This window comes from Rhodococcus pyridinivorans (assembly GCF_900105195.1).
In the GTDB taxonomy this organism is placed as follows: Bacteria; Actinomycetota; Actinomycetes; order Mycobacteriales; family Mycobacteriaceae; genus Rhodococcus; species Rhodococcus pyridinivorans.
In genome coordinates this window covers 2,973,319-2,994,861 of sequence record NZ_FNRX01000002.1, presented here as the reverse complement: position 1 = coordinate 2,994,861, position 21,543 = coordinate 2,973,319, and the positions used below count along the sequence as shown (strand labels likewise).

Sequence of the window (21,543 nt, the reverse complement as noted above, 5' to 3'; positions counted from 1 at the left end):
TACCGGCGAGTAAATGTCGTTCTCGAGTTCTCGCACGTAGCCTGATACCCGATGCAATCCCGCACGCGGAGCATTTCGTGAGGCGGACCGGACCGACGTAGGGAGTCGAGACAAGAATGAGCGCCGACAAGCAGTCGACCATTATCTATACGTTGACCGACGAGGCGCCGTTGCTTGCGACCTACGCCTTCCTGCCGATCGTGCGTACCTTCGCTGGAGCCGCGGGCATCGAGGTCGAGACCAGCGACATCTCGGTGCCGGCGCGGATCCTGGCCGAGTTCCCCGAGCACCTCACGGAAGAGCAGCGCGTCCCGGACAACCTGGCCGAGCTGGGTCGTCTGACGCAACTGCCCGAGACCAACATCATCAAGCTGCCCAACATCAGTGCGTCCGTGCCGCAGCTCCTGGCTGCCATCAAGGAACTGCAGAGCAAGGGCTACCAGGTCCCGGATTTCCCGGACGCCCCGAAGACGGACGAAGAGCGTGCCATCCGGGAGCGCTACGGCAAGATTCTCGGCAGTGCGGTCAACCCTGTCCTGCGTGAGGGCAACTCCGATCGGCGCGCACCCCGGGCGGTGAAGGAGTACGCCCGTAAACACCCGCACAGCATGGGCGAGTGGTCGATGGCCTCACGCAGCCACGTCGCGCACATGCGGCACGGCGACTTCTACCACGGCGAGAAGTCGATGACGCTGGACCGGGCGCGCAAGGTCCGGATGGAGCTGGTCACCAAGGAGGGCGAGACGATCGTCCTCAAGCCCGAAGTGGAGCTGGGTGAGGGCGACATCATGGACAGCATGTTCATGAGCAAGAAGGCGTTGCTCGAGTTCTACGAGGAGCAGATGGAGGATGCGCGCAAGACGGGCGTGATGTTCTCCCTTCACGTCAAGGCGACGATGATGAAGGTCTCGCACCCCATTGTCTTCGGCCACGCGGTGAAGACCTTCTACAAGGACGCCTTCGCCAAGCATCAGAAGCTGTTCGACGAATTGGGCGTCAACGTCAACAACGGTCTCGGCGACCTGTACGACAAGATCGAGACGCTGCCCAGTACGCAGCGCGACGAAATCAAGCAGGACCTGCACAACTGCCATGAGCACCGTCCCGAATTGGCCATGGTCGATTCCGCACGCGGCATCTCCAACTTCCATTCCCCCAGCGATGTCATCGTGGATGCCTCGATGCCCGCAATGATTCGCTCGGGCGGCAAGATGTACGGCGCCGACGGACGACCCAAGGACGTCAAGGCGGTCATGCCGGAGTCCACTTTCGCGCGCATCTACCAGGAGATCATCAACTTCTGTAAGACCAACGGCGCGTTCGACCCGACGACCATGGGTACCGTTCCCAACGTCGGTCTCATGGCGCAGAAGGCCGAGGAGTACGGCTCGCACGACAAGACCTTCGAAGTTCCGGAGGAGGGCGAGGCCAACTTCGTCGATGCCGAGACCGGTGAGGTGCTGCTCACCCAGCACGTCGAGGCGGGTGACATCTGGCGCATGTGCACCGTCAAGGACGCGCCGATCCGCGACTGGGTCAAGCTCGCGGTCACCCGGGCACGCAACTCCGGTATGCCGGTCCTGTTCTGGCTCGACCCGTACCGCCCCCACGAGAACGAGTTGATCAAGAAGGTCGAGCTGTACCTGCAGGATCATGACACCGATGGCCTCGACATCCACATCATGTCGCAGGTGCGCTCGATGCGGTACACGCTGGAGCGGCTGAACCGCGGAATGGACACCATCGCCGCGACCGGCAACATCCTGCGTGACTACCTCACCGACCTGTTCCCCATCCTCGAGCTCGGTACGAGCGCCAAGATGCTGTCGATCGTGCCGCTGATGGCGGGTGGCGGCCTCTACGAGACGGGCGCCGGCGGGTCGGCGCCCAAGCACGTCAAGCAGTTGGTGGAGGAGAACCACCTGCGCTGGGATTCGCTCGGTGAGTTCCTGGCGTTGGCCGTAAGCCTGGAGGACCTTGGCATCAAGACCGGCAACGAGCGCGCCAAGATCGTGGCGAACGCGCTCGATGCAGCGACCGGCAAGCTGCTGGAGACGAACAAGAGCCCGTCGCGCAAGGTCGGCGAGCTCGACAACCGGGGCAGCCAGTTCTACCTCGCGATGTACTGGGCACAGGAACTTGCCGCGCAGACCGAGGATCCGGAACTCGCAGAACAGTTCGCCCCGCTGGCCGAGGCACTGGCCAGGGACGAGGACACGATCGTGCGAGAGTTGAACGAGGTGCAGGGCGCGCCGGTCGACATCGGCGGCTACTACCGGCCGGACAGGGACAAGACCGTGGCCGTGATGCGGCCGAGTCGGACCTTGATCACCGCGCTGACGGCAGTCGACCCTGAGGCCGGAAACGCACCGTGACAGGTAGACCTGCATCCGTGTAGACAAGCCGACCTCCCGCGCGTGGTACGCCTCGGCCCGGTTCTCGTGTTCCGGTCTACGGGACCGTTCCGCTGCGGTCGGCGGAGGAATCCGGTGTCGGGTCGAGCCGGTCGATCGTGTCGAGCGCCTCGTCCAGCCAGGTCAGCCACGTTTCTTCGAGGAGGATGCCGAGGCGGAGCACGAGATGTTGCAGGGTGCTCCGCGCGTCGCCCCGGACCTCGACGAAGTCGCGTTGCTCGATGGCACGATACTGCTCGAGCATCGCCGTCCGGTAGGCGCGTTGATGTTCCAGCGCGGGACGCGCGGCGTCGGGATCGTCGAGCGCCGCGGCCGCGCGCAGGCGCACGGAGACACCGGAGCGCACCACGTCCGGATCCTCGATCTCGGAGATCCAGCCGCGCAGCAGTCGGCGACCGTCCGCTGTGATGGTGAAACGTCGGGGCTGACCGCGACCGGGTTTTCCGTCCGTCGGGACTTCACGGATCAGGTCGCCCGCCCGCATCCGGTCCAGTTCTCGGTAGATCTGCTGGTGGGTCGCGGGCCAGAAGTACCCGATCGACCGGTCGAAGCGCCGCGTCAGTTCCAGTCCGGTGCTGTCGCGCTCGACCAGTGCGGTGAGGATGGCGAACCTGAGAGACACCGCGTCAGCCTAGGTCACGCTATCCGGCGTCGATCATGGCGACTCGGCGTCGTTCGAGGGACGTCCACGCCAGCTCGTACTCGTCGCGGAGTCGTTGGACGAGCTCGCGGGCGGGGACGACGGACTCGATCGCGCCGAGGCCCTGGCCGGCGCCCCAGATGTCGCGCCAGGCCTTGGCGCCGGTGTTGCCACCGGACCCGAAGTTCATGGCGGACGGATCGGACTCGGGGAGGTCGTCGGGGTCGAGTCCGGCGGCGACGATGCTTCCCCGCAGGTAGTTGCCGTGCACGCCGGTGAACAGGTTGCTGTAGACGATGTCCTTGGCGGTGCTGTCGACGATCATGTTCTTGTAGTCGTCGGCGCTGCGGGCCTCCTCGGTGGCGAGGAAGGCTGTGCCGGCGTAGGCGAGGTCGGCACCGGCGGCCTGGGCAGCGAGGATCGAGCGGCCGTGGGCGATGGAGCCGGACAGCAGCAGGGGGCCGTCGAACCACCGGCGGATCTCCTGGAGCAATGCGAACGGTGACTGCGTCCCGGCGTGGCCGCCGGCGCCTGCGGCGACGGCGACGATGCCGTCCGCGCCCTTGTCGATCGCCTTGTGCGCGAACTCGTTCGAGATCACGTCGTGGAGGACGATGCCGCCGTAGGAGTGAACAGCCTCGTTGACCTCCTCTCGGGCACCGAGCGAGGTGATCACAATGGGGACCCGATGCTCGACGATCACCTCGAGGTCCTGCTCGAGTCGCTCGTTGGAGCGGTGCACGATCTGGTTGACGGCGAACGGCGCGACGTACTCCTCGGGGTGGCGCACCGCGTAGTCGGCGTTGCTCTCGGTGATCTGCTGCAGCCAGTCGACAAGCATCGACTGGGGACGGGCGTTGAGTGCCGGGAACGACCCGACGACTCCGGCCTGGCACTGGGCGGACACCAGTTCCGGTCCCGACGCGATGAACATCGGGGAAGCGACCAGGGGCAGGCTCAGCGGGCCGGACAGGATCGGTGGCAGCGTCATGGTGTGTTCCTTCTTCGTCTAGGGCGGTCCCTCTCACACCAGACTATGTGCAACAAGGTGCAAAAAACAACGGGCCGACGTCACCTGCTCTGGAACAGAGGGATTTCGGGCGTGGCAGCTGCATGCACCGAGTGGCACTGTGGCATACAACGAGCAACCCCGCTCAAGGTGTAGTGAGCGTGATCGCTCAGTGCGCGGACCTGATCGTCGGCGTGTATGGGGGCGACAGGGACGGTCGGGGCATCTGCCGGCCGGCCAACCGAGCGACGAGTTCCGCGCGACTACCCGCCCCCGTCTTCGCATAGACGGATTTGAGATGGTCGTGCACCGTGTTCGGCGTGATGCCCCGGTGCCGAGCGATCTCGGCCGTCGACAGTCCGTTCAGCACGTCGGTGCACACTTCGCACTCGCGGGCGGTCAGCGCGTACGCGGCGAACAGCATGTCTGTGAGTTCACTGTCGGCCGCGGGTTCGATCGTGACCGCCGTGCGGGCCTCGTCGCCGTCGGCGCTCAACGGCGCCGCACGGACGACGATCCAGCCTCCGCCATCGTTGCGGATACGTGCCCGGAACACCCCGGTCGTACTCGCCCGAGCCCCGAATGTTGCCGCCCGCAACAGCAGCGCCAGTCGCACCGGACCGGCGAGCCGATCCTCCCAGATCCGCGCCGCGACCGTCGATGCGACCGGCTTACCCGCGGGATCCGTCACGATCACGGCAGGACCGGGATCGGCTCCGGGGCGTGCGTGCAGGGTATGGACGGCGGCCACCCGGGTCGCAACCGCCACCGCCGGTGCGGTCATTGTCAGGAACTCCAGTTCCCGATCCGTGAAGTCCGGACCCGAGCGGACGAAACCCGCCGCTCCCCAACACAACCCGTCCACTGTGAAGACGACTCGCACCTCGCGGTCGAGTCCGAGTGGACGCCATACCGCAGCGTTCCGGAGGCTGTGGGCGACTTCGGTCGACGGTAGATCCGAGGCCCGCACCACTGTTCGTCCACTGCGGGCGATGTCTGCGAAGGTTGCGGGATCGTGTCCACCGCATTCCGATTCCGCGAGCAGTGGCTCGTACTCACCGGGAATGCGGTTGCGCCCACTGGTCATCGAACCGAACGCCAGGGTCAGGGGATCGAACAGTGCCCAGCACGTCAAGTCGCTGCGTACGGTGCGATCGACCAGTTCGATGGCACGCTGGTGCAGTGCGGTGACGCCGACGCCGGTGCCCGCGAACTCCAGGATCTCGCGGCGTAGGCGCTCCGCCCGCACTTCGAGCATGAACCCAGTATGCGCTGGATCCGGAAGACGGAGCATCCCCGATTCAGGGGATGGTCCGGCTGTTTCCGGATCCATAGCGTCGCAGTTGTGTCCACGATTGATCTCCAACGTGCCAGTACGGGCGGGCAATTGTCGGTGCCGGATGCCGTCGTCACCGTGCTGTCGTCCGGTGAACAGACCGGCGACGCCTACGAGCTCATGCTGGTCGAGGCGCCCTGCAGCAGCCCACCGCCGCTGCACTCCGAGCCCTGGCCCAAGACCTACCACCTCCTGCGCGGCCGGATCCTCGTCCTCCTCGACGGCGAGGGCTGCGAACTCGCCGCCGGTGACACGCTCACCATCGCGGCGGGAACGATGAACAGCTTCTCGGTGCTCACCGACGACGCGGCCTTTCTCCTCGTCTGCTCCGGGACCGGGATGAGCGGTTTCTTCACCGACCTCGACGCGCTGGGGGAGGAGCACCTGCCCGAGGATGCACTGATGAGCAGGTTCGGGCAGATCGCCACCCGTTACGGAATCCGATTCGCCGAGGAGGTCTCGCCATGATCGTCGTTGCGCAACTCGCGGCCCTGGTCGCTGCCGCGGTGCACCTGATGGTCTTCGTGTGGGAGACGATCCTGTTTCGCCGTCCGAGCATCCACTGGGGCGTGTTCCGCGTCCCCGCTGCGGATGTTCCACCGGTGCGGATGTGGGCGTTCAACGTCGGCTTCTACAACCTCTTCCTCGGATCCGGAGCGCTCGCCGGCATGATCCTGTGGTGGACCGGGCACGAAACCCCGGGCCGCACCCTCGTCGTCTACACGTGCGCGTTCATGTTCCTGGCCGGCATGGCATTGTTCGCCTCGGACCGGATGGCGATGAGCCGTCCACGAGGTACCGGGGTGGTGGGGTCGCTGTGTCAGAGCGTGCCGTCGCTGGTCGCGCTCGTAGCGCTGGCGCTGGCGTAGAAGCGGCGCGGCCGACGATTTGGTGTTCTCGACCTCGCTCAGCGCGGTCGAGAACACCGGATTCGTGGCATGCGTGAGGATGAACCCGGTGCACGGTAGCCGACTTGGGTGGCTTCAACCCCGATCTCCGGGGTCGAAGCCACCCTAACGCAACTACCCATCTAGGCATTTTCGTCCGACGGGCGCACGGCGGGAATGGAGCCGAATCGCCCGGCCTGGAAGTCCTCCATCGCCTCGATGATCTCGGTGCGGGTGTTCATGACGAACGGCCCCGCCATGACGACGCGTTCACGAATCGGCTTGCCACCGAGCACGAACACCTCGAGGGCGTCGGTGCGCGAATCCTGTGTCGCGGCAGCAGAGATGGTCAGGCTTTCACCCCTACCGAAGACGGCGGTCTGTCCGGTCCGGATCGGGCGGTGTTCCGGTCCGACCGCGCCATCACCGGCGAGCACGTATGTCAGGGCGTTGAATTCGGGGTTCCACGGTAGGGTGACGCTTGCTCCCGGCGCCACGGTCGCGTGCAGCAGGGTGATCGGTGTGTGCGTCGAACCGGGGCCACGGTGCCCGTCGAGTTCTCCGGCGATCACCCGGATGAGCGCGCCGCCGTCGGCCGAGGACAGCAGGGCGACCTCGCCGCCGCCGATGTCCTGATACCGCGGGGCGACGAACTTCTCGGCCTTGGGCAGGTTCACCCACAGCTGCACGCCGTGGAACAGTCCACCGCTGACCACGAGATGTTCCGGTGGTGCTTCGATGTGCAGAATGCCGCTGCCGGCGGTCATCCACTGGGTGTCGCCGCCACCGATCGTGCCGCCGCCTCCGTGGGAGTCGCGGTGCTGCATGATGCCGTCGATCATGTAGGTGACGGTCTCGAAACCGCGGTGTGGATGCCAGGGGGTGCCCTTCGGTTCGCCGGGCGCGTAGTTCACCTCACCCATCTGATCCATGTGGATGAAAGGATCGAGGTACTTCGTCTCGATGCCCGCGAACGCACGGCGGACCGGGAAGCCTTCGCCTTCGAAGCCGCGCGGTGCAATGGTCACGGACAGGACGGGGCGCGAGAGCGCTTCGGGTGCGGGCTCTTCGACGCGAGGAAGAGCGAGAACGTTGTCGACGGTTACGGCAGGCACGGTAACCCCTCTCGGTCATGTAGTTGATCTGTCAACTATCTTACTGCACTCAACCGCAGTCCTTCTCGGGTTGTTCCCACCCCGATGTGCGCCGACGCATTCATGGCTTGACCCTGACGTAGCGTCAGGGTCGATGCTGAAGCCATGAGGATCAGCGACTTGGCCCAGGCCGCGGGAACCACCGTTCGCGCCGTTCGGCACTACCACCGGCTCGGGCTCATGCCCGAACCCCCACGGGCACCCAACGGATACCGGGACTACGAACTCGCCGACCTGGTGCGTCTGCTGCGCATCCGCTGGCTCGCCCAGTCGGGTGTTCCACTGGGTGCGGTGGCAACCGTCCTCGGCGGCCACTTCACCGACGGCAGCGACCGAGATGCCGAGTCCGATCTCACCGCAGACCTCGAATCGCTGCTCGAGGCGGCAGACAATCAGATCCGGACGCTGCAGGTCAAACGTGAGGCACTCGCCGCGATTCTCGAGCGTCACCGCGTCGGCGACCGGCTCTCGCCCCTGCCGTCACCGATCGTCGACGCGTTCGACGAACTCATCGACGGCGAGGACGACCCGCACACCCGGACGCTGTTCGTCCGCGAACGCGACAGCTGGGAGATGCTCGCACTCTCCGGGCAGGCATCACCGGAGTATCTCGACGCCATGCGAACCCTGCTCGACGACCCCGAACAACGGCACGCCATGGTCGCCGTCTACCGACGCTTCGGTGCACTTGCCGGACAAGATCCCACCGCGGCAGCCGACGAGGTCAGCGCCGTCATCGACGGCATGACCGCCTTGCTCGACGACATCCCGATCATGGCGGAGGTGCTCGGTTCGTGGGCAGCCGAGGCGGCAACTACCCTCGAATCGAACACCGAGGTGCTCGCCGAGTTCCTTCCGGACCCGGCCCAGCAGGCCGTCGCGATCGGGTTCGTCCGGCGCGTCGCCGCACAGTCGGGACCGCAGCAGGACGGAGCGCGGGCATGACTGAGCGCACCGTCCGGCTCGTCCACCGAGCCGCTCTCGTCCTCACCGTGGTGGTGGCCTGTACGAACGCCCTCCTCGTTGCACTGGGCATCCTCACACCGGTGACAGCACTGAAGGTCTGGCTCGGATTCGAGCTACCTCTGGGAATCCTGGTGCTGATCGTCGGCGCACTGCGGGTTCGAATCCTGCGCCGATCCGGAACACCGTGGGCGGGGGTGCTCGACGAACTCGTCGGCCGCGTGCCCGGGGCCCTGATCCGCGCAGAGTTGAGAAGCTACCGCGCACTGTGGTTCCTGATACGAGGACGTCGGGTCGGCGCCGGACCTGAGGTGACGACGATCGGTTACACCCGCGGCACGATGAGCGTGCCGATCGCGTGGCTCGTGGCGTCGGTCATCGAGATCGCGGTGGTCCACATACTCGTGCCGTGGGAATGGCTGCGCTGGACGTTGCTGATCGTCTCGGTGTACTCGCTTCTTCCTCTCGCGGGGTGGCTCGCGGATCGTGTCGTCAACCCGCATCTTCTGACACGGGACGGCCTCGTCCTGCGCTCCGGACATCAGGTCGTGGCACGTATCGACGCCGACAACCTGCAGCGATGTATCCCGCGCCATCGCTTCCAGCCGGCGGAGACGGGTGTGGACGGCGAGGTGCTGTTCCTGCCCGGTCCCGACGGCACCAATCTCGATCTCGTCCTCGCGGAACCCGTCGAGGCCCTCTTGCCGGCCTTCTTCGAACATCGCCGCCGTCCAGCGCTCGTGAGCCGGTTCGCGATCCATGTCGACGATCCCGCAGCGGCGCGCCGAGTGCTCGACGCCGCGCTCCTCGCCTGACGAGACGAGGGTGAAATCGCGGTGCTGGCACGTGACTTCGCGACGACCACGCGTTTGTCGCCGATACGCAGACCCGGCCCGTCTTCCCGCCACCCGCGCCGACCTCGAGGCGTACGTCGACGAGCAGCGCCACTGGTTGTCGCTGTCGCTCGCCGCCGCCGAGGTGACGCACGCGCTCCGGAAGCCGAACCTGTGGGGCAATCCGGTGAAGGTGTTCACCTTCGTCGTCGTGCAGGACGACATGTTGTCGCTGCTACCGGAGTGGGCGCGCCTGATGTACGGCATCGAGGGCCGCCCGATGAACCTGGGCGCCGCCGCGCGCACCACCAAGCGGCTCATCGGCATCGCCCGCAAGAACGAGTCGTACGACAGGATGGTCGCCGAGGTCACCACGCGCATCGACGAGACCCCGTACCGCAAGATGCGTGCGCGCAAGGCCTGACCCTGTTTCAGAAGGAGGGATTCGGCCGGACGAACCGTTCGTCGATATCGGCGACCGAACGGGCACCGGTCAATGCCATGGTGAGGTCGAACTCGGCGATCACGTTGCGGACCACCTCCTCGACGCCCTGCCGACCCGCGATCGCCAGTCCGTACATGTAGGGCCGGCCGAGGAGTACGGCGTCCGCGCCGAGCGCGAGCGCGACGAAGACATCGGCGCCGCTTCGGATCCCGCTGTCCAGCAACACGGTCGGCTCCCGGCCGATCGCGGCACGGATGTCGAGCAGAGCATCGAGTGAGGCGATCGATCCGTCGACCTGGCGTCCACCGTGGTTCGACACGACGAGGGCGTCGACGTCGAGGTCGACGGCGCGACGCGCGTCGTCCGGATGCAGAATTCCCTTGAGTACGATGGGAAGTCGCGTCCGATCCCGCAACGTCGCCAGATGCTCCCAGCTCAGTCCCGGATTGGAGTAGATGTCGAGGAAGGTCTCCGCGGCGGCGCGCGGTACGGGGGAGCGGAGATTGTCGAGGAATCGACCCGGATGGTTGCGGGTCATCGACAGCAGTGTGCGGATCGCGCCGAACGTGACATCGGGTCGCTCCGTCAGCGTGTCGCGGGCGGCGTCGATCCGCTGCCGGACGATGTCGAGGAAGCGGGGATCCGAGGTGTACTGGGCGATGCCCTCGCCGCGTGCGAACGGCAACGACCCGAGATTCAGGTCCTGCGGACGCCATCCCAGCATCGTCGTGTCGAGGGTGACAACGACGGCCTCGGCGCCCGCCGCTTCGGCCCGCCGCAGCAGGCTGTCGACGAGATCCTCGTCGGAACTCCAGTACAGCTGGAACCAGCGGGACGCGGAGCCCATTGCGGCAGCGCAGTCCTCCATGGAATTGCAGCCCTGATTGGAGAAGATGTACGGCACGCCGGTCGCGGCGGCCGCCCGCGCGATCGCCAGGTCGCTGTCCGCGGCCATCAATGCTCCCGCGCCGATCGGTGCCAGCAACAGCGGTGAGGACAGCGACGTGCCTGCCACGGTCGTACTCAGGTCGCGTTCGGTGACTCCGTGGGCCATGCGCGGGACGATCGCCCATCGGTCGAACGCACGCCGATTGTTGCGCATCGTGCGTCCCTCGCCGGCGCCGCCCGCGACATACGCCCAGGCCCGCTTCGAACTCGCGCGTCGCGCGGCGTGTTCGAGGTCGCCGAAGGACGTCGGGACGGCCGGACGCCGGCCCAGCGCGCCGTTGCGGTACACGACCCCCTGACGTTCGCGGCCGGGGCCGGCGGGTGCAGATGCGGCGGTTTCGGTCACGAGTGAGTTCCCCTCTCGAACGGTGGCGCTTGTCGATCCTTCCTCACGAACCCGGCCGAGTGAACCGGTTACCGGTGCCGAATTCGGAATCGGTGCGGTGGATCCGGCGGCGGGCGTACCGTCGGATCCATGACCGAGGACGGCCAGGTTGCACCGTGGGACGACATCTACCGGGGCGTCGCCGAAGGGTTTTCGGGCCCCGTACCCTGGAACATCGGCGAACCCCAGCCCGAGATCGCCCGATTGATCGACGAGGGCGGATTCCGCAGCGACGTGCTGGACGCAGGCTGTGGGCATGCCGAGACCTCCCTCCGTCTGGCGGCACAGGGATACACCGTGATCGGTCTCGATCTGTCGCCCACAGCCATCGAGGCCGCTCGGGCCGCGGCGGCGGAGCGGGGACTGACGACCGCGACCTTCCAGGTGGCCGACATCAGCTCGTTCACGGGTTTCGACGGCTGGTTCGCGACGATCGTCGACAGCACCCTGTTCCATTCGCTGCCCGTGGACCGGCGCCGTGCCTACCTGAGCGCCGTCACCCGTGCCGCTGCTCCGAACGCGTCCTTCTTCGTCCTTGCCTTTTCGAAGGACGCCTTCCCCGAAGAGGGCCAGGGACCCAATCCCGTGACGGACGACGAGCTACGCGACGTGGTTGCCGAGTTCTGGACCGTTGACGACGTGCGGCCGGCCTTCATCCACGCATTTCTCGGCGACGAAGAGGCTGCCGCGTGGCAACGCGACGACAGGGGCCGTTCGATGCTCCCGGCCTGGCTGCTGTCGGCCCACCGCGATTGAGGATGCACGCGGAAATTCGATTGCATTGCAGGGTGCGAAGTTCACCATCGGATCTGTCGGAGCGGACCACCCGCGCCTCGTCATGATCCAGGAGTCACCGTGCACCCCGATGTCCCACCCGGAACCGATCCGCTGGTCGAGTACGGCTGGTCCGAGCAGATCGCGGAACGGTTCGCGGACAACGACGTCCAGGGATCCCCCGGCCGGATCGTGAGGGTCGGCGGAGGTCATGGTGACACCATGACCTCCGCCGGTCCGCTGCGGGTACGGACAGCGGGCCACCACGTCTGCACCGGCGACTGGGTGATCGTGCGCGAACCGGCCACCGAAGGCGATATGACCGGCAGGGTCTGTGCGGTGCTGCCGCGTACCGGCGCGATTCGTCGTGCCGACGCGTCGGGGCGTTCGGAAGAGTAGGTTCTCGCTGCCAACGTCGACACCGTCGTGGTGACGGTCGCATCCGACACCCTCGATCTCGGTCGCATGGAACGTCTGCTGGCGCTGGCCTGGGACAGCGGCGCGCAACCGGTAGTCGCCCTGACGAAGGTCGACATCGCCACCGAAGCGGTATTCGAGCAGGTCGCCGTGGTCGCACCCGGAGCGAGCGTGGTCGAGGTCTGTGCGCCGAATCGATCCGGCCTGAATGAACTGCGCGAGGTGCTCCACGGCACCGTCGTGTTCGTCGGAGCGTCCGGCGCCGGGAAATCGACGCTGGTCAACGCGCTGTGCGGTCGCGACATCCAGGCGACGGCACCGGTGCGCCAGGGCGACGGCAAGGGCCGGCACACCACGACCGATCGGGAGATGTTCCCTTTGGGCGGCGGCGTGACCCTCATCGACACTCCGGGGTTGCGGGGTATCGGGATGTGGGACGCCGGTGCCGGCATCGCCGCCGCCTTCCCCGAGGTCGATGAGCTCGCTCAGTACTGCCGCTTCGCGGACTGTGCGCACGAGACCGAACCGGGATGCGCGGTTCTGCCGCTGTCGACCGCGGCGACCTCGATGCCCGGCGAGTGGAGAGTCATCGCAAACTGCGACGTGAGGACGAATGGATCGCGGCCCGGTCCGATGCCCGATCCCGGCACGAGCGGACCGGTGAGATCAAGGTGATGAGCCGCGCGATCCGGGCGTACTACCGCGACCGCTGAGTGTTCTCGGCGCGGCATACAGGGCGGTCGGTACCGCTCCGCGCAGTTCGCGCTATGAACCGGGGCTTGCTACTGCAGCACGCCGCGCCGACCCGCTTCAGCGCGCTGATCATGGAAGACCCGACCGAACGGTCGGGGTCTTCGACCTGTGTGAACATACCAATCGGTACTTCCTGCTCGGGTCGTCGTATTGTGAACGCGGACGGTCTCGGTCGGCGTGCAGCTACGCGTTATCGAGGTGTGTCGTCGGACACGAAATGATTACGACCCGGCTCGGGGGTGTACACCTCCTCGGTCGGATCGAACCGGTCTGTTCCCGAGGGGGGCGACCCATCGCGGCCTCGATTCGACCATCTGCGGGACGAACCTTCGGCGCGTGCGGTTTCGTGATCGAAGGTACTGCTGCACAACTAATTCGGTGAGAGTGCAGCGATCCTCGGTGGACAAGGGGCAGGATCGGCCAGGTACCGCTCCGGCAGGTTCTCGCTGGGCCGGCCGGATGCGATCGCCGCAATGATCGACTTCCGAGTATGGCACGCACCACTTTCATTGGTTCAGATGGCGTCGGCCACGATCGCTTGAAAACCTCTCGACCTGCGACGTTACCTGGTTGTGACCTGATGGTCGTGTGTTGGCCCTCCGTGCGGTGGTAACGATCCCGCCGGTGATGCCCGCGGCCCCGTTCGAAGGCCGAACCCAGCTTCGGCGAATCTTGGAGCACGACCCTTGTCCGTTTCATCATTGCGCCGTTTCCGTGCCGCGGTCGCCGCCGCGGCCGTCCTCACCGCCGCGCTCGGCGTCGGTACCTCCGTCGCCCACGCCGACACCGCACCCACCACCCCTGCACCTACCCGTTTCCAGGAGCCCCGCGGCCTGCTCCGGGCGCTCGACTTCGACGCCCTGGCCGCCGACGGCTGGACCGTGACCGACGACGAGGAAGAGGCCGAATCCGCAGAGGCGACCGAGGTGGTCGAACTCGTCGCCGAGACGACTCCTGCGCCGCTCCCCGCCGTCACACCCGAGGAACTGACCCGCATCGTGCCGGGCATCCCGGCGGAGAAGGTCGAGCAGTTCATCGCGCCGCTGAACGACGCGATGGCGCGCAGCGGCATCGACAACCCGGTCCGTCAGGCGGCGTTCATCGCCCAGCTGGCCGTCGAATCGGACTCCTTCCGCACCTTCGAGGAGTACGCGTCCGGTCGCGCATACGAGGGTCGCGTCGATCTCGGAAACACCCATCCCGGCGACGGTGAGCGCTACAAGGGTCGCGGCGCGATCCAGATCACGGGCCGTCACAACTATGAGAAGGTCAGCGAGCACATCGGCGTCGACTTCGTCGCGCACCCCGAGCTGCTCGCCGCGCCGGAGAACGCCTTCACCACCGCCGCCTGGTACTGGACGTCGCGCAACCTCAACGAGATCGCGGACACCGCAGGGATCGTCCGTGTGTCCGAGCTGGTCAACGGCGGTCACCATGCCCTCGGTCGCCGCATCGACGAGTTCGAGCGTGGTCTGGACGTGCTGCTCCAGCCGTAAGCCCGACACGGTCGCACCGGGCCGATGAGTTCGGGGTGCGCCGACGGTCTATCGGAGCATGAGAACACTGATCTACGACTTCGGCGTGTCCCTCGACGGTTACATCAACGACCGTGACGGCAATATCGACTGGACCGACCCCGACGACGAACTGCACCAGTTCCACAACGACCGGTTCCGCCGGCTCGAGCTCTCGTTGCACGGCCGGCGGATGTACGAGCTGATGGCCGAGTACTGGCCGCACCTGCCCGAGGACGCCTCGCCCATCGAACGCGACTTCGCCGAGTTGTGGACGACCACGCCCAAGGTCGTCTTCTCCCGCACCCTCACCGAGGTCCACTGGAACAGTCGCCTCGTCAGCGACGACGCGGTGGAGGAGGTGCGCAGGCTCAAGGCCGAGGGAGACGGCGTCATGGAGGTCGGTGGGGCGAACCTCGCCGCGTCGCTGATCCCACACGGTCTCATCGACGAGTACCAGGTGTTCGTCTCACCCGTCCTGCTCGGTGGTGGCACACCGATGTTCCCGCCCCTGGAGAAGCGCGTGGATCTGCGCCTGGTCGAGACCCGACAGTTCACCACCGCCGTGATGCTGCGCTACCTCGCCGACTGAATTCCTGTGACACACCGGTTCTCACGTACCAGGCGCGTGACGGGGTCGCGTCCACCATGTCATCCGCTTTCACCGCGCGCCGGTGCCCGGACCGTAGAGTCGCGCCACATCGGGGGAATCGAGCCACCCCGAATAGGTCGGCGACTGCGGCCAGCCCTCGGGCGAATCCTGCCATTCCTCCTGACGACCCCACGGAAGGATGTCGATCAGCGCGAAGGTGTAGCTGAGCTGCTCGGTGCCGCGGCCGGTGGTGTGCCAGGTGCGGTAGACCGTGTCGCCGTCGCGCAGGAACACGTTGACCGCGAACCCTCCACCGGGAGGTGCGTCGACGTCGGCGCCGAACGAACTCTCCGACGACGAGTACCACTCCATCGTGTTGCCCACCTTCACCTTGTAGGTGAGGGCTTCGTCGATCGGCCCGTTGGTGACGACGACCATGCGGGCGTCGTAGTTGTCGAGGATGCCGAGCCGGGTCCACTGCGTCGTGAGACTCGTGCATCCACCGCACTGCCATTCGGCACCGTCGGACCACATGTGGTGATAGGTGATGAGCTGCGAGCGGCCCTGGAACACATCGACGAGCCGGGTCGGGCCGTCGGCGCCGATCAGCGTGTAGTCGGGCAGTTCGATCATCGGCAGCCGGCGGCGCTGCGCTGCGATGGCGTCGAGCTCGCGAGTGGCGGCCTTCTCCCGTCGCCGTAGGTCGTCGAGCGCCGACCGCCATGTCTGCTCGTCGACGATCGGTGGAAGGGCGCGGGTGGTCTGCTGGGTCATGACGTCTCCCGGAGTCGGACGGATCCGTTCGCGAATGTTGACCGGGGGCATGCCCGAAACTCATCGAGCCCCTCGATCGGAGTGTTCCGACAGAGGGGCTCGATGCGGCGCGTCCCGTGACGGTTACGCGCCCTGGCGGACCGGCGTGCGGCCCATCGCGGCGAGAGCGGCGCCGAGCACCGCGGTGGCGGCGAGCCCGGCCAGTGCCGCGAGGAACTCGGTGCCGCTGAGCGTGCCGTAGTCGGCGAGGCCGGGAAGACCGGCGAAGGCAGCGTCACCGACCGGCAGCGAATAGGCACCGACGATGTGCTCGAGACCGTCCGGGTTGCCGGACGCGACGAGCGCCAGCGCGCAGGCGCTGACCACGCCCAGACCGCCGATCGCCGCGAGACCACGTCGGACGGCAACGGGAGTGACGGAAGGCCGTGCGTCCCACGCGGCGACGCCGGGCGCGAACGCCATCACGGTGCTCAGCACGGCGGCGGTGATGAGGGCTTCACCGAGACCGATGGTCAGGTGGACCGCGGTCAGTTCGCCGATGAACGCTGCTGCGGCGCCGGTTCCGACGGTCGACGAATACGCGACGCCGAGAACCGCGGCACTCACCGGCACGGACAGACCGGCGCTGACGGCGGCGGTGGTCCGCGCCAGCTTCCCGAGGCCGAGTCGCTCGGCGCCGATGCGGACGGCCGCGGTGACGAGGACGGGCAGCACCGCCATCAGCAGCACGTTCACTCCGAGCGCGTTGATGCCGCCGTCTGCGAATAGCAACGCCTGCACGCCGACCACGGCGGTCATCGCGAGAAGGGCGAGCCGGGGCCCGAGGAGCGCGGTCGCGAGTGCGCCGCCGATGAGATGGCCGCTGACGCCACCGGCGATGGGGTAGTTGACCATCTGGGCGCCGAAGATCATCGCTGCGGTCGTGCCCGCGAGAAGGGTGTCCCGGGTCGTGATGCGCGGGCGCCCGGCGGTGGCGGCGAGGACGACCGCACCGGTGGCGATCGCCGCAGCGGGCGCGGTGACGCTCATGGGGAGGAAATGGTCAGGGACGTGCATGGGTGAGACTCCCTTCGAGGGTGGACGGGTGAACGTGTGTAGAGCGCCAGGAGCGCCAGGTCGACTCGAGAGGCGAGGAGTGGGCGTCGGCGCCGAGGAATCGCAGCAGGCTGCCGGGCCCTTCGAGTTGGACGACGCCGTCGCCCTCGGCGCGTCGCCCGTAGGTCGCGATGACGTCGTGCACCCGCGCGGAACCGAGGATCCCGGGTTCGGGGAACGCGCCGTGCGTGTTCAACTCCTCGACGAAGAGGGGACGACGATCGAGAGTGACCGAGGTACGGCTGCGGATCGCACCCCCGGTTTCTCCGTGGCGCCCGAGGACGAGGGTCTCCCGCATGCTCGTGGCGGCGTCGGAGGCGAGTTCGATCCGGGTGTCGCGGTGCACGCGGGCGCCGGTGGCGATCACGAACGGGTAGGTGTCCCATACGAGGGTGCCGCCCTCGGCGACGGTGATCCGCACGTCCCACCGGGACAGCCGGTTGTCGGCGTCGTAGGCGACGGTGCCACCGATGTCCTGTAGTTCGAGTGTGCATCCGGCGTCGATGTGGACGTCGACGGTCACCGAGTCACCACCGAGCAACAACGCGCCGGCGGCGACGAGGGCGACCCGCGCGTGGTCCGGACCGACCTCGACCGTGCGGGGGACGAGCATGCCCGCCCGCTGGGTCAGTCGTGCCCGGCCTGGTGCGCGGTCGATACGGATCGTGGTGCGGGACATGATCAGTCGTGCGTGTGCGCGACGACGTGATCGTGGCTGTGACCGTGACCGTGCCCATGGCTGTGATCGTGGTCGTCGTCCTCGTCGGCGTGGAAGTGCGGAGCCATCGGACCGGGATCGACAGGAGTGTGCGACCCGGTTCGGTGGGCTGCCAGCATCTCGCGCACCCAGTCACCGAGCGCCTGCACCGATGCGGCGTCGGTCCGGGACAGCGCCAGCACCGGTCCGCCCTCGCGGGCCTTCTCGGCGTCGGCGACCATCTGGGGCACGTCGACACCCACATACGGGGAGAGATCGGTCTTGTTCACCACGAGCAGGTCGGCGCGGCTGATGCCGGGACCGCCCTTGCGGGCGACGTCGCCACCACCGGCGACGTCGAGCACGAAGATCTGCGCGTCGACGAGCGCGGGGGAGAAGGTCGCGGTGAGGTTGTCGCCGCCGCTCTCCACCAGCACCACGTCGAGCGGCGCGAAGTCGCGTTCGAGATCCTCGACGGCCAGCAGGTTCATGGTCACGTCGTCGCGGATTGCGGTGTGCGGGCACGCACCGGTCTCCACCGCGCGGATGCGCTCGGGATCGAGCACGCCGGCCGAGCGGAGGAATCGGGCGTCCTCGTCGGTGTAGATGTCGTTGGTGATCACGCCGAGCTGCAGCTCGGACGCGAGGGTGCGGCAGATGGTTGCGATCAGCGAGCTCTTGCCCGTGCCGACGGGACCGGCGACGCCGAGACGGAGCGAACGGGTGGTGGTGTGTTCAGGCACGGAACAGCCTTTCTGGAGCGGATGCGTGGGCTTCGGCCCACAGTTCGGTCTGGGGGCCACCGGTGGCCGGGATGTCCGCCGGATCGGTGAGGGCGGACAGCTCGGCGATGAGAGGTTCGAGATGAGCGCAGGTCTCGAGCGCCCATCGCGAACCGATGGCCGGGTCGGTGGGGTGCAGTTTGAGGAAGGCCGCGACGATCGCCTGCGCCTCCTCGTACAACACCAGTCGGGCGGTGTCGATCGCCGGGATGCGCGCGAGCGCCGCGATGGCCCCGACGACCAGTCCCCGCGACGGTCGCGGGGTCCGGGCGTCGAGGTCGTCGAAAACGGTGGAGGGCCACAGGTTCCGGGCCAGTCGCAGGTAACCGCGGGCCAGCAACCGGGACGCGTCGCGCTGGGCCGGGCCCGGAGTGCGCGCCGCCCAGTGGTCCTCGATCTCGTCGATCCGGAGCGCCGGGGCGGTTCCGGCATCGGAGTCCACGGCGTGCCGGGTGACCACGGCGACGCCGGCCTCGACCGCCGCCGAGGTGCGCAACCGCGCGACGAGGAAGCGACGCACCTCGGTCGGCGACATCCCACCCTGGAGCGCCGGTTCGAGCCCGCCCGAGTTGACGTTCCCGCCGACCGGCGCGCGCCCGTCCGCGAGGAGGAGCAGCACCGTGGTGGGGGACAGAGTGTCGGGCAACATCAGAACATCGAATACAGCTGCGCGAGCGGCAGTTCGGTGGCCGGCGCCGGATCGACCCGCTCGCCGTCGATGTCGATGTCGAAGGTGTCGGGACGGATTTCGATGCGCGGCAACACATTGTTCTGTTTCATGTCGGCCTTGCCGATGTGCCGGGTCGGCCGCAGCGGCAGCAGTGTGCGGCGCAACCCGAGTCGTTCTTCCAGGCCGTCGTCGAGGGCGGCGGGGGAGACGAACGACACCGACGTGTGCGGGGCGAGTGCATCGCCGAACGCCGGGCGCTGCAGCACCGGCTGCGGCGTGGGAATCGAGGCGTTGGGGTCGCCGAGCGCCGCCCAGGCGATCGATCCGCCCTTGATGACCAGCGACGGCCGGATACCGAAGAACTTCGGGTCCCACAGCACCAGATCGGCCATCTTGTCGACCTCGATCGAACCGAGTTCGTGGTCGACACCATGCGCGATCGCGGGGTTGATCGTGTACTTCGCGATGTAGCGGCGGGCCCGTTCGTTGTCGGCGGGCATGCTGCCGTCGAGCGCCCCGCGCCGGTTCTTCATCACGTGCGCGACCTGCCAGGTGCGGGTGACGACCTCACCGATGCGGCCCATCGCCTGGGCGTCGGACGAGGTGATCGACAGGGCGCCCATGTCGTGCAGGATGTCCTCGGCCGCGATGGTGGTGGCCCGGATCCGGGACTCGGCGAACGCGAGGTCCTCCGGGACGGCCGGGTTGAGGTGATGGCAGACCATCAGCATGTCGAGGTGCTCGTCGACGGTGTTGATCGTGTGCGGCAAGGTCGGGTTGGTCGAGCCCGGGATGATGTGCGGCAATCCGGCGATGCTCAGGATGTCCGGGGCGTGCCCACCTCCGGCGCCTTCGACGTGGAAGGCGTGGATCGAGCGACCACCGATCGCGGCGAGGGTGCTCTCCACGAACCCTGCCTCGTTCAGTGAGTCCGAATGCAGCGCGACCTGCAGTCCGTGCTCGTCGGCCGCGCGCAGCGCCGCATCGATCGCGGCGGGAGTGGAGCCCCAGTCCTCGTGCACCTTGTACCCGGCGGCTCCGCCGAGGGCCTGCTCGCGCAGCCCCTCGGCGGAGACGGTGTTGCCCTTGCCGAGCAACAGCACGTTCACCGGCAGCACGTCGAGCGCGCGGTGCATCTGCATCAGATGCCACGGGCCCGGCGTGACGGTGGTGGCCTTCGATCCTTCGGACGGACCGGTTCCGCCGCCGGCGATGGTGGTGATGCCGGTGGCGAGTGCCTCGACGATCTGCGACGGCGACAGCAGGTGCACGTGCGAGTCGAAGGCGCCCGCGGTGAGGATGCGACCTTCACCGGAGATGACGTCGGTGGACGGGCCGATCTGCAGCCTCGGGTGCACGCCGTCGGCGATGTCCGGGTTGCCGGCGCGACCGAGGGCGACGATGCGACCGTCGCGGATGCCGACGTCGGCGCGCACGATGCCCCACCAGTCCAGGACGATCACGTTCGTGATGACGGTGTCGGGAGCGCCCTCGGCTCGGGTCGTCACACCTTGGGCCATCGATTCGCGGATGGACTTGCCGCCACCGAAAACGGCTTCCTCGCCGCCGAAGGTGCGGTCCTCCTCGATCTGGATCCACAGGTCGGTGTCGCCCAGGCGTACCTGGTCACCGACCGTCGGTCCGTACAGTGCCGCGTACTCGGCGCGTGTGATCTCCACGTTCTCAGTCCTCCTGCTTCCGCACGTGGATGCCGGGCACGACGCGTCGCCCACGGAGGGCGACGGCGTCCAGTTCGCGGCTGCTGCCGGGTTCGAATCGCTGCGAGGTCCCCGACGGGATGTCCAGGCGGAAGCCCTGCGCGCGTTCGCGGTCGAACTCGAGGGCCGCGTTCGCGTCCGGCAGGTGGATGTGCGATCCGATCTGGATGGGACGGTCACCGGTGTTGAGGAAGACAAGGGTGATGCGCTCGTCGTCGGAGCGATCCGCGTTGAGGGTGAGGGAGCCCTCGGCGACGCGAATCGCTCCGGGTCCCGAAGTCGGTCCGGATGCCATGTCGGGCTCCTTTCAGGAAATCGGGTGGTGGATCGTGACGAGCTTGCGTCCGTCCGGGAAAGTGGCCTCGACCTGCACGTCGGTCAACATCTCGGCGACACCGCCCATGACCTCGTCGCGGGCGAGGACCTCGCGGCCCTTCACCATGAGGTCGGCGACATCGGCGCCTTCGCGTGCCCGTTCGATCACCCAGGTGGACAACAGGGCAACGGCTTCGGGATAGTTCAGTCGGACGCCGCGGTCCCGCCGGTCGCGCGCCACCATGCCGGCGACGGCCAGAAGGAGTTTCTCGGTGTCGGCGGGAGTCAGCTGCATGTATCGTTCTTTCGTGCGAGTCGGCGGTCGTGCAATCGATGCCGATCATGCGCGGCTCTTGTTTCGCGGACGTTACCCCCGCGTATCGCGGAGAAATCCGGACGCGTCGACCTCAGAAGTGCTGCCGCACTGA

The 21,543-nt window shown here is 67.4% G+C and carries 24 protein-coding genes; 11 read left to right on the top strand and 13 right to left on the bottom strand.

Annotated elements, in window-relative coordinates:
* Positions 1-116 precede the first annotated feature (116 nt).
* On the top strand, positions 117-2,375 hold the full coding sequence (locus BLV31_RS14235) for an NADP-dependent isocitrate dehydrogenase (protein ID WP_064060978.1): 2,259 nt from the start codon (positions 117-119) through the stop codon (positions 2,373-2,375).
* 76 nt (positions 2,376-2,451) lie between these two features.
* Here BLV31_RS14235 and BLV31_RS14230 read toward each other — a convergent pair whose 3' ends face one another.
* The 3 genes from BLV31_RS14230 to BLV31_RS14220 all read right to left on the bottom strand — a co-directional run bounded on the left by BLV31_RS14230 (position 2,452) and on the right by BLV31_RS14220 (position 5,321).
* A complete protein-coding gene (locus tag BLV31_RS14230) occupies positions 2,452-3,036 on the bottom strand; it encodes a PadR family transcriptional regulator (RefSeq protein WP_006552020.1) in 585 nt (194 codons plus the stop codon).
* A 19-nt stretch (positions 3,037-3,055) separates the two neighbouring features.
* Complete coding sequence (locus tag BLV31_RS14225; RefSeq protein ID WP_019289383.1) at positions 3,056-4,045, bottom strand: NAD(P)H-dependent flavin oxidoreductase; 990 nt, start codon at positions 4,043-4,045, stop codon at positions 3,056-3,058.
* A gap of 187 nt (positions 4,046-4,232) precedes the next feature.
* Entirely contained in the window at positions 4,233-5,321 is a 1,089-nt protein-coding gene (locus BLV31_RS14220) for a helix-turn-helix transcriptional regulator (RefSeq protein ID WP_064060979.1), read from the bottom strand.
* A gap of 87 nt (positions 5,322-5,408) precedes the next feature.
* Between BLV31_RS14220 and BLV31_RS14215 the strand changes: the two genes are divergently transcribed.
* Together BLV31_RS14215 and BLV31_RS14210 are read left to right on the top strand one after the other, a co-directional pair.
* On the top strand, positions 5,409-5,867 hold the full coding sequence (locus tag BLV31_RS14215; RefSeq protein ID WP_039587265.1) for a cupin domain-containing protein: 459 nt from the start codon (positions 5,409-5,411) through the stop codon (positions 5,865-5,867).
* Positions 5,864-6,268 (top strand): DUF1304 domain-containing protein, encoded by a 405-nt coding sequence (locus tag BLV31_RS14210; RefSeq protein WP_019289386.1) that lies wholly within the window; start codon positions 5,864-5,866, stop codon positions 6,266-6,268. Before BLV31_RS14215 ends, BLV31_RS14210 begins: the two co-directional genes overlap by 4 nt.
* A 161-nt stretch (positions 6,269-6,429) precedes the next feature.
* Here the strand turns inward: BLV31_RS14210 and BLV31_RS14205 are convergent, their stop codons facing one another.
* Positions 6,430-7,401, bottom strand: coding sequence for a pirin family protein (locus BLV31_RS14205; protein ID WP_064060980.1), 972 nt, complete (start codon positions 7,399-7,401; stop codon positions 6,430-6,432).
* 144 nt (positions 7,402-7,545) lie between these two features.
* On the opposite strand from BLV31_RS14205, the gene BLV31_RS14200 reads away from it, so the two are divergent.
* From BLV31_RS14200 to BLV31_RS14190, 3 genes are read left to right on the top strand one after another with little or no spacing between them, the layout of a single operon-like run.
* Complete coding sequence (locus tag BLV31_RS14200; protein ID WP_064060981.1) at positions 7,546-8,385, top strand: MerR family transcriptional regulator; 840 nt, start codon at positions 7,546-7,548, stop codon at positions 8,383-8,385.
* A complete protein-coding gene (locus BLV31_RS14195) occupies positions 8,382-9,218 on the top strand; it encodes a hypothetical protein (RefSeq protein ID WP_019289388.1) in 837 nt (278 codons plus the stop codon). Before BLV31_RS14200 ends, BLV31_RS14195 begins: the two co-directional genes overlap by 4 nt.
* Positions 9,219-9,249: 31 nt before the next feature.
* Entirely contained in the window at positions 9,250-9,660 is a 411-nt protein-coding gene (locus tag BLV31_RS14190; protein WP_174556283.1) for an oxygenase MpaB family protein, read from the top strand.
* 7 nt (positions 9,661-9,667) lie between these two features.
* On the opposite strand, the gene BLV31_RS14185 is transcribed toward BLV31_RS14190, so the two are convergent.
* Positions 9,668-10,975 carry an alpha-hydroxy-acid oxidizing protein gene (locus BLV31_RS14185; protein ID WP_033098145.1) on the bottom strand — a complete coding sequence of 436 codons (1,308 nt, stop codon included), beginning with the start codon at positions 10,973-10,975 and terminating at the stop codon, positions 9,668-9,670.
* Positions 10,976-11,104: 129 nt separating this feature from the next.
* On the opposite strand from BLV31_RS14185, the gene BLV31_RS14180 reads away from it, so the two are divergent.
* The 5 genes from BLV31_RS14180 (at position 11,105) to BLV31_RS14165 (ending at position 15,064) form a co-directional block, all read left to right on the top strand.
* Positions 11,105-11,770 (top strand): class I SAM-dependent methyltransferase, encoded by a 666-nt coding sequence (locus BLV31_RS14180; protein ID WP_064060982.1) that lies wholly within the window; start codon positions 11,105-11,107, stop codon positions 11,768-11,770.
* A gap of 99 nt (positions 11,771-11,869) precedes the next feature.
* Entirely contained in the window at positions 11,870-12,187 is a 318-nt protein-coding gene (locus BLV31_RS25440; protein WP_248846242.1) for a ribosome small subunit-dependent GTPase A, read from the top strand.
* A gap of 30 nt (positions 12,188-12,217) precedes the next feature.
* Positions 12,218-12,880 (top strand): ribosome small subunit-dependent GTPase A, encoded by a 663-nt coding sequence (rsgA, locus tag BLV31_RS25435; protein ID WP_248846243.1) that lies wholly within the window; start codon positions 12,218-12,220, stop codon positions 12,878-12,880.
* A gap of 764 nt (positions 12,881-13,644) precedes the next feature.
* Positions 13,645-14,454: a glycoside hydrolase family 19 protein gene (locus BLV31_RS14170; protein ID WP_248846244.1), complete on the top strand. Its 810-nt coding sequence runs from the start codon at positions 13,645-13,647 to the stop codon at positions 14,452-14,454.
* A gap of 58 nt (positions 14,455-14,512) precedes the next feature.
* A complete protein-coding gene (locus tag BLV31_RS14165; RefSeq protein ID WP_006552034.1) occupies positions 14,513-15,064 on the top strand; it encodes a dihydrofolate reductase family protein in 552 nt (183 codons plus the stop codon).
* Positions 15,065-15,133: 69 nt separating this feature from the next.
* Here the strand turns inward: BLV31_RS14165 and BLV31_RS14160 are convergent, their stop codons facing one another.
* From BLV31_RS14160 to BLV31_RS14125, 8 genes are all read right to left on the bottom strand, one after another.
* Positions 15,134-15,838, bottom strand: coding sequence for a DUF899 domain-containing protein (locus BLV31_RS14160; RefSeq protein ID WP_033098148.1), 705 nt, complete (start codon positions 15,836-15,838; stop codon positions 15,134-15,136).
* A 123-nt stretch (positions 15,839-15,961) separates the two neighbouring features.
* Positions 15,962-16,894: an energy-coupling factor ABC transporter permease gene (locus BLV31_RS14155; RefSeq protein ID WP_037216621.1), complete on the bottom strand. Its 933-nt coding sequence runs from the start codon at positions 16,892-16,894 to the stop codon at positions 15,962-15,964.
* On the bottom strand, positions 16,881-17,612 hold the full coding sequence (locus BLV31_RS14150; RefSeq protein WP_006552038.1) for an urease accessory protein UreD: 732 nt from the start codon (positions 17,610-17,612) through the stop codon (positions 16,881-16,883). Before BLV31_RS14150 ends, BLV31_RS14155 begins: the two co-directional genes overlap by 14 nt.
* A gap of 2 nt (positions 17,613-17,614) precedes the next feature.
* Positions 17,615-18,373, bottom strand: a complete 759-nt coding sequence (ureG, locus tag BLV31_RS14145; RefSeq protein WP_006552039.1) for an urease accessory protein UreG — start codon at positions 18,371-18,373, stop codon at positions 17,615-17,617.
* Complete coding sequence (locus BLV31_RS14140; RefSeq protein ID WP_064060984.1) at positions 18,366-19,061, bottom strand: urease accessory protein UreF; 696 nt, start codon at positions 19,059-19,061, stop codon at positions 18,366-18,368. Before BLV31_RS14140 ends, ureG begins: the two co-directional genes overlap by 8 nt.
* Complete coding sequence (locus BLV31_RS14135; RefSeq protein WP_064060985.1) at positions 19,061-20,761, bottom strand: urease subunit alpha; 1,701 nt, start codon at positions 20,759-20,761, stop codon at positions 19,061-19,063. The genes BLV31_RS14140 and BLV31_RS14135 overlap by 1 nt, the downstream gene beginning before the upstream one ends.
* A gap of 4 nt (positions 20,762-20,765) precedes the next feature.
* The gene (ureB, locus tag BLV31_RS14130; protein ID WP_019289399.1) at positions 20,766-21,095 is read right to left on the bottom strand and encodes an urease subunit beta; all 330 of its coding nucleotides are present in this window, start codon (positions 21,093-21,095) and stop codon (positions 20,766-20,768) included.
* Between the two features lie 12 nt (positions 21,096-21,107).
* Positions 21,108-21,410 carry an urease subunit gamma gene (locus BLV31_RS14125; RefSeq protein ID WP_006552043.1) on the bottom strand — a complete coding sequence of 101 codons (303 nt, stop codon included), beginning with the start codon at positions 21,408-21,410 and terminating at the stop codon, positions 21,108-21,110.
* Positions 21,411-21,543: the final 133 nt, after the last annotated feature.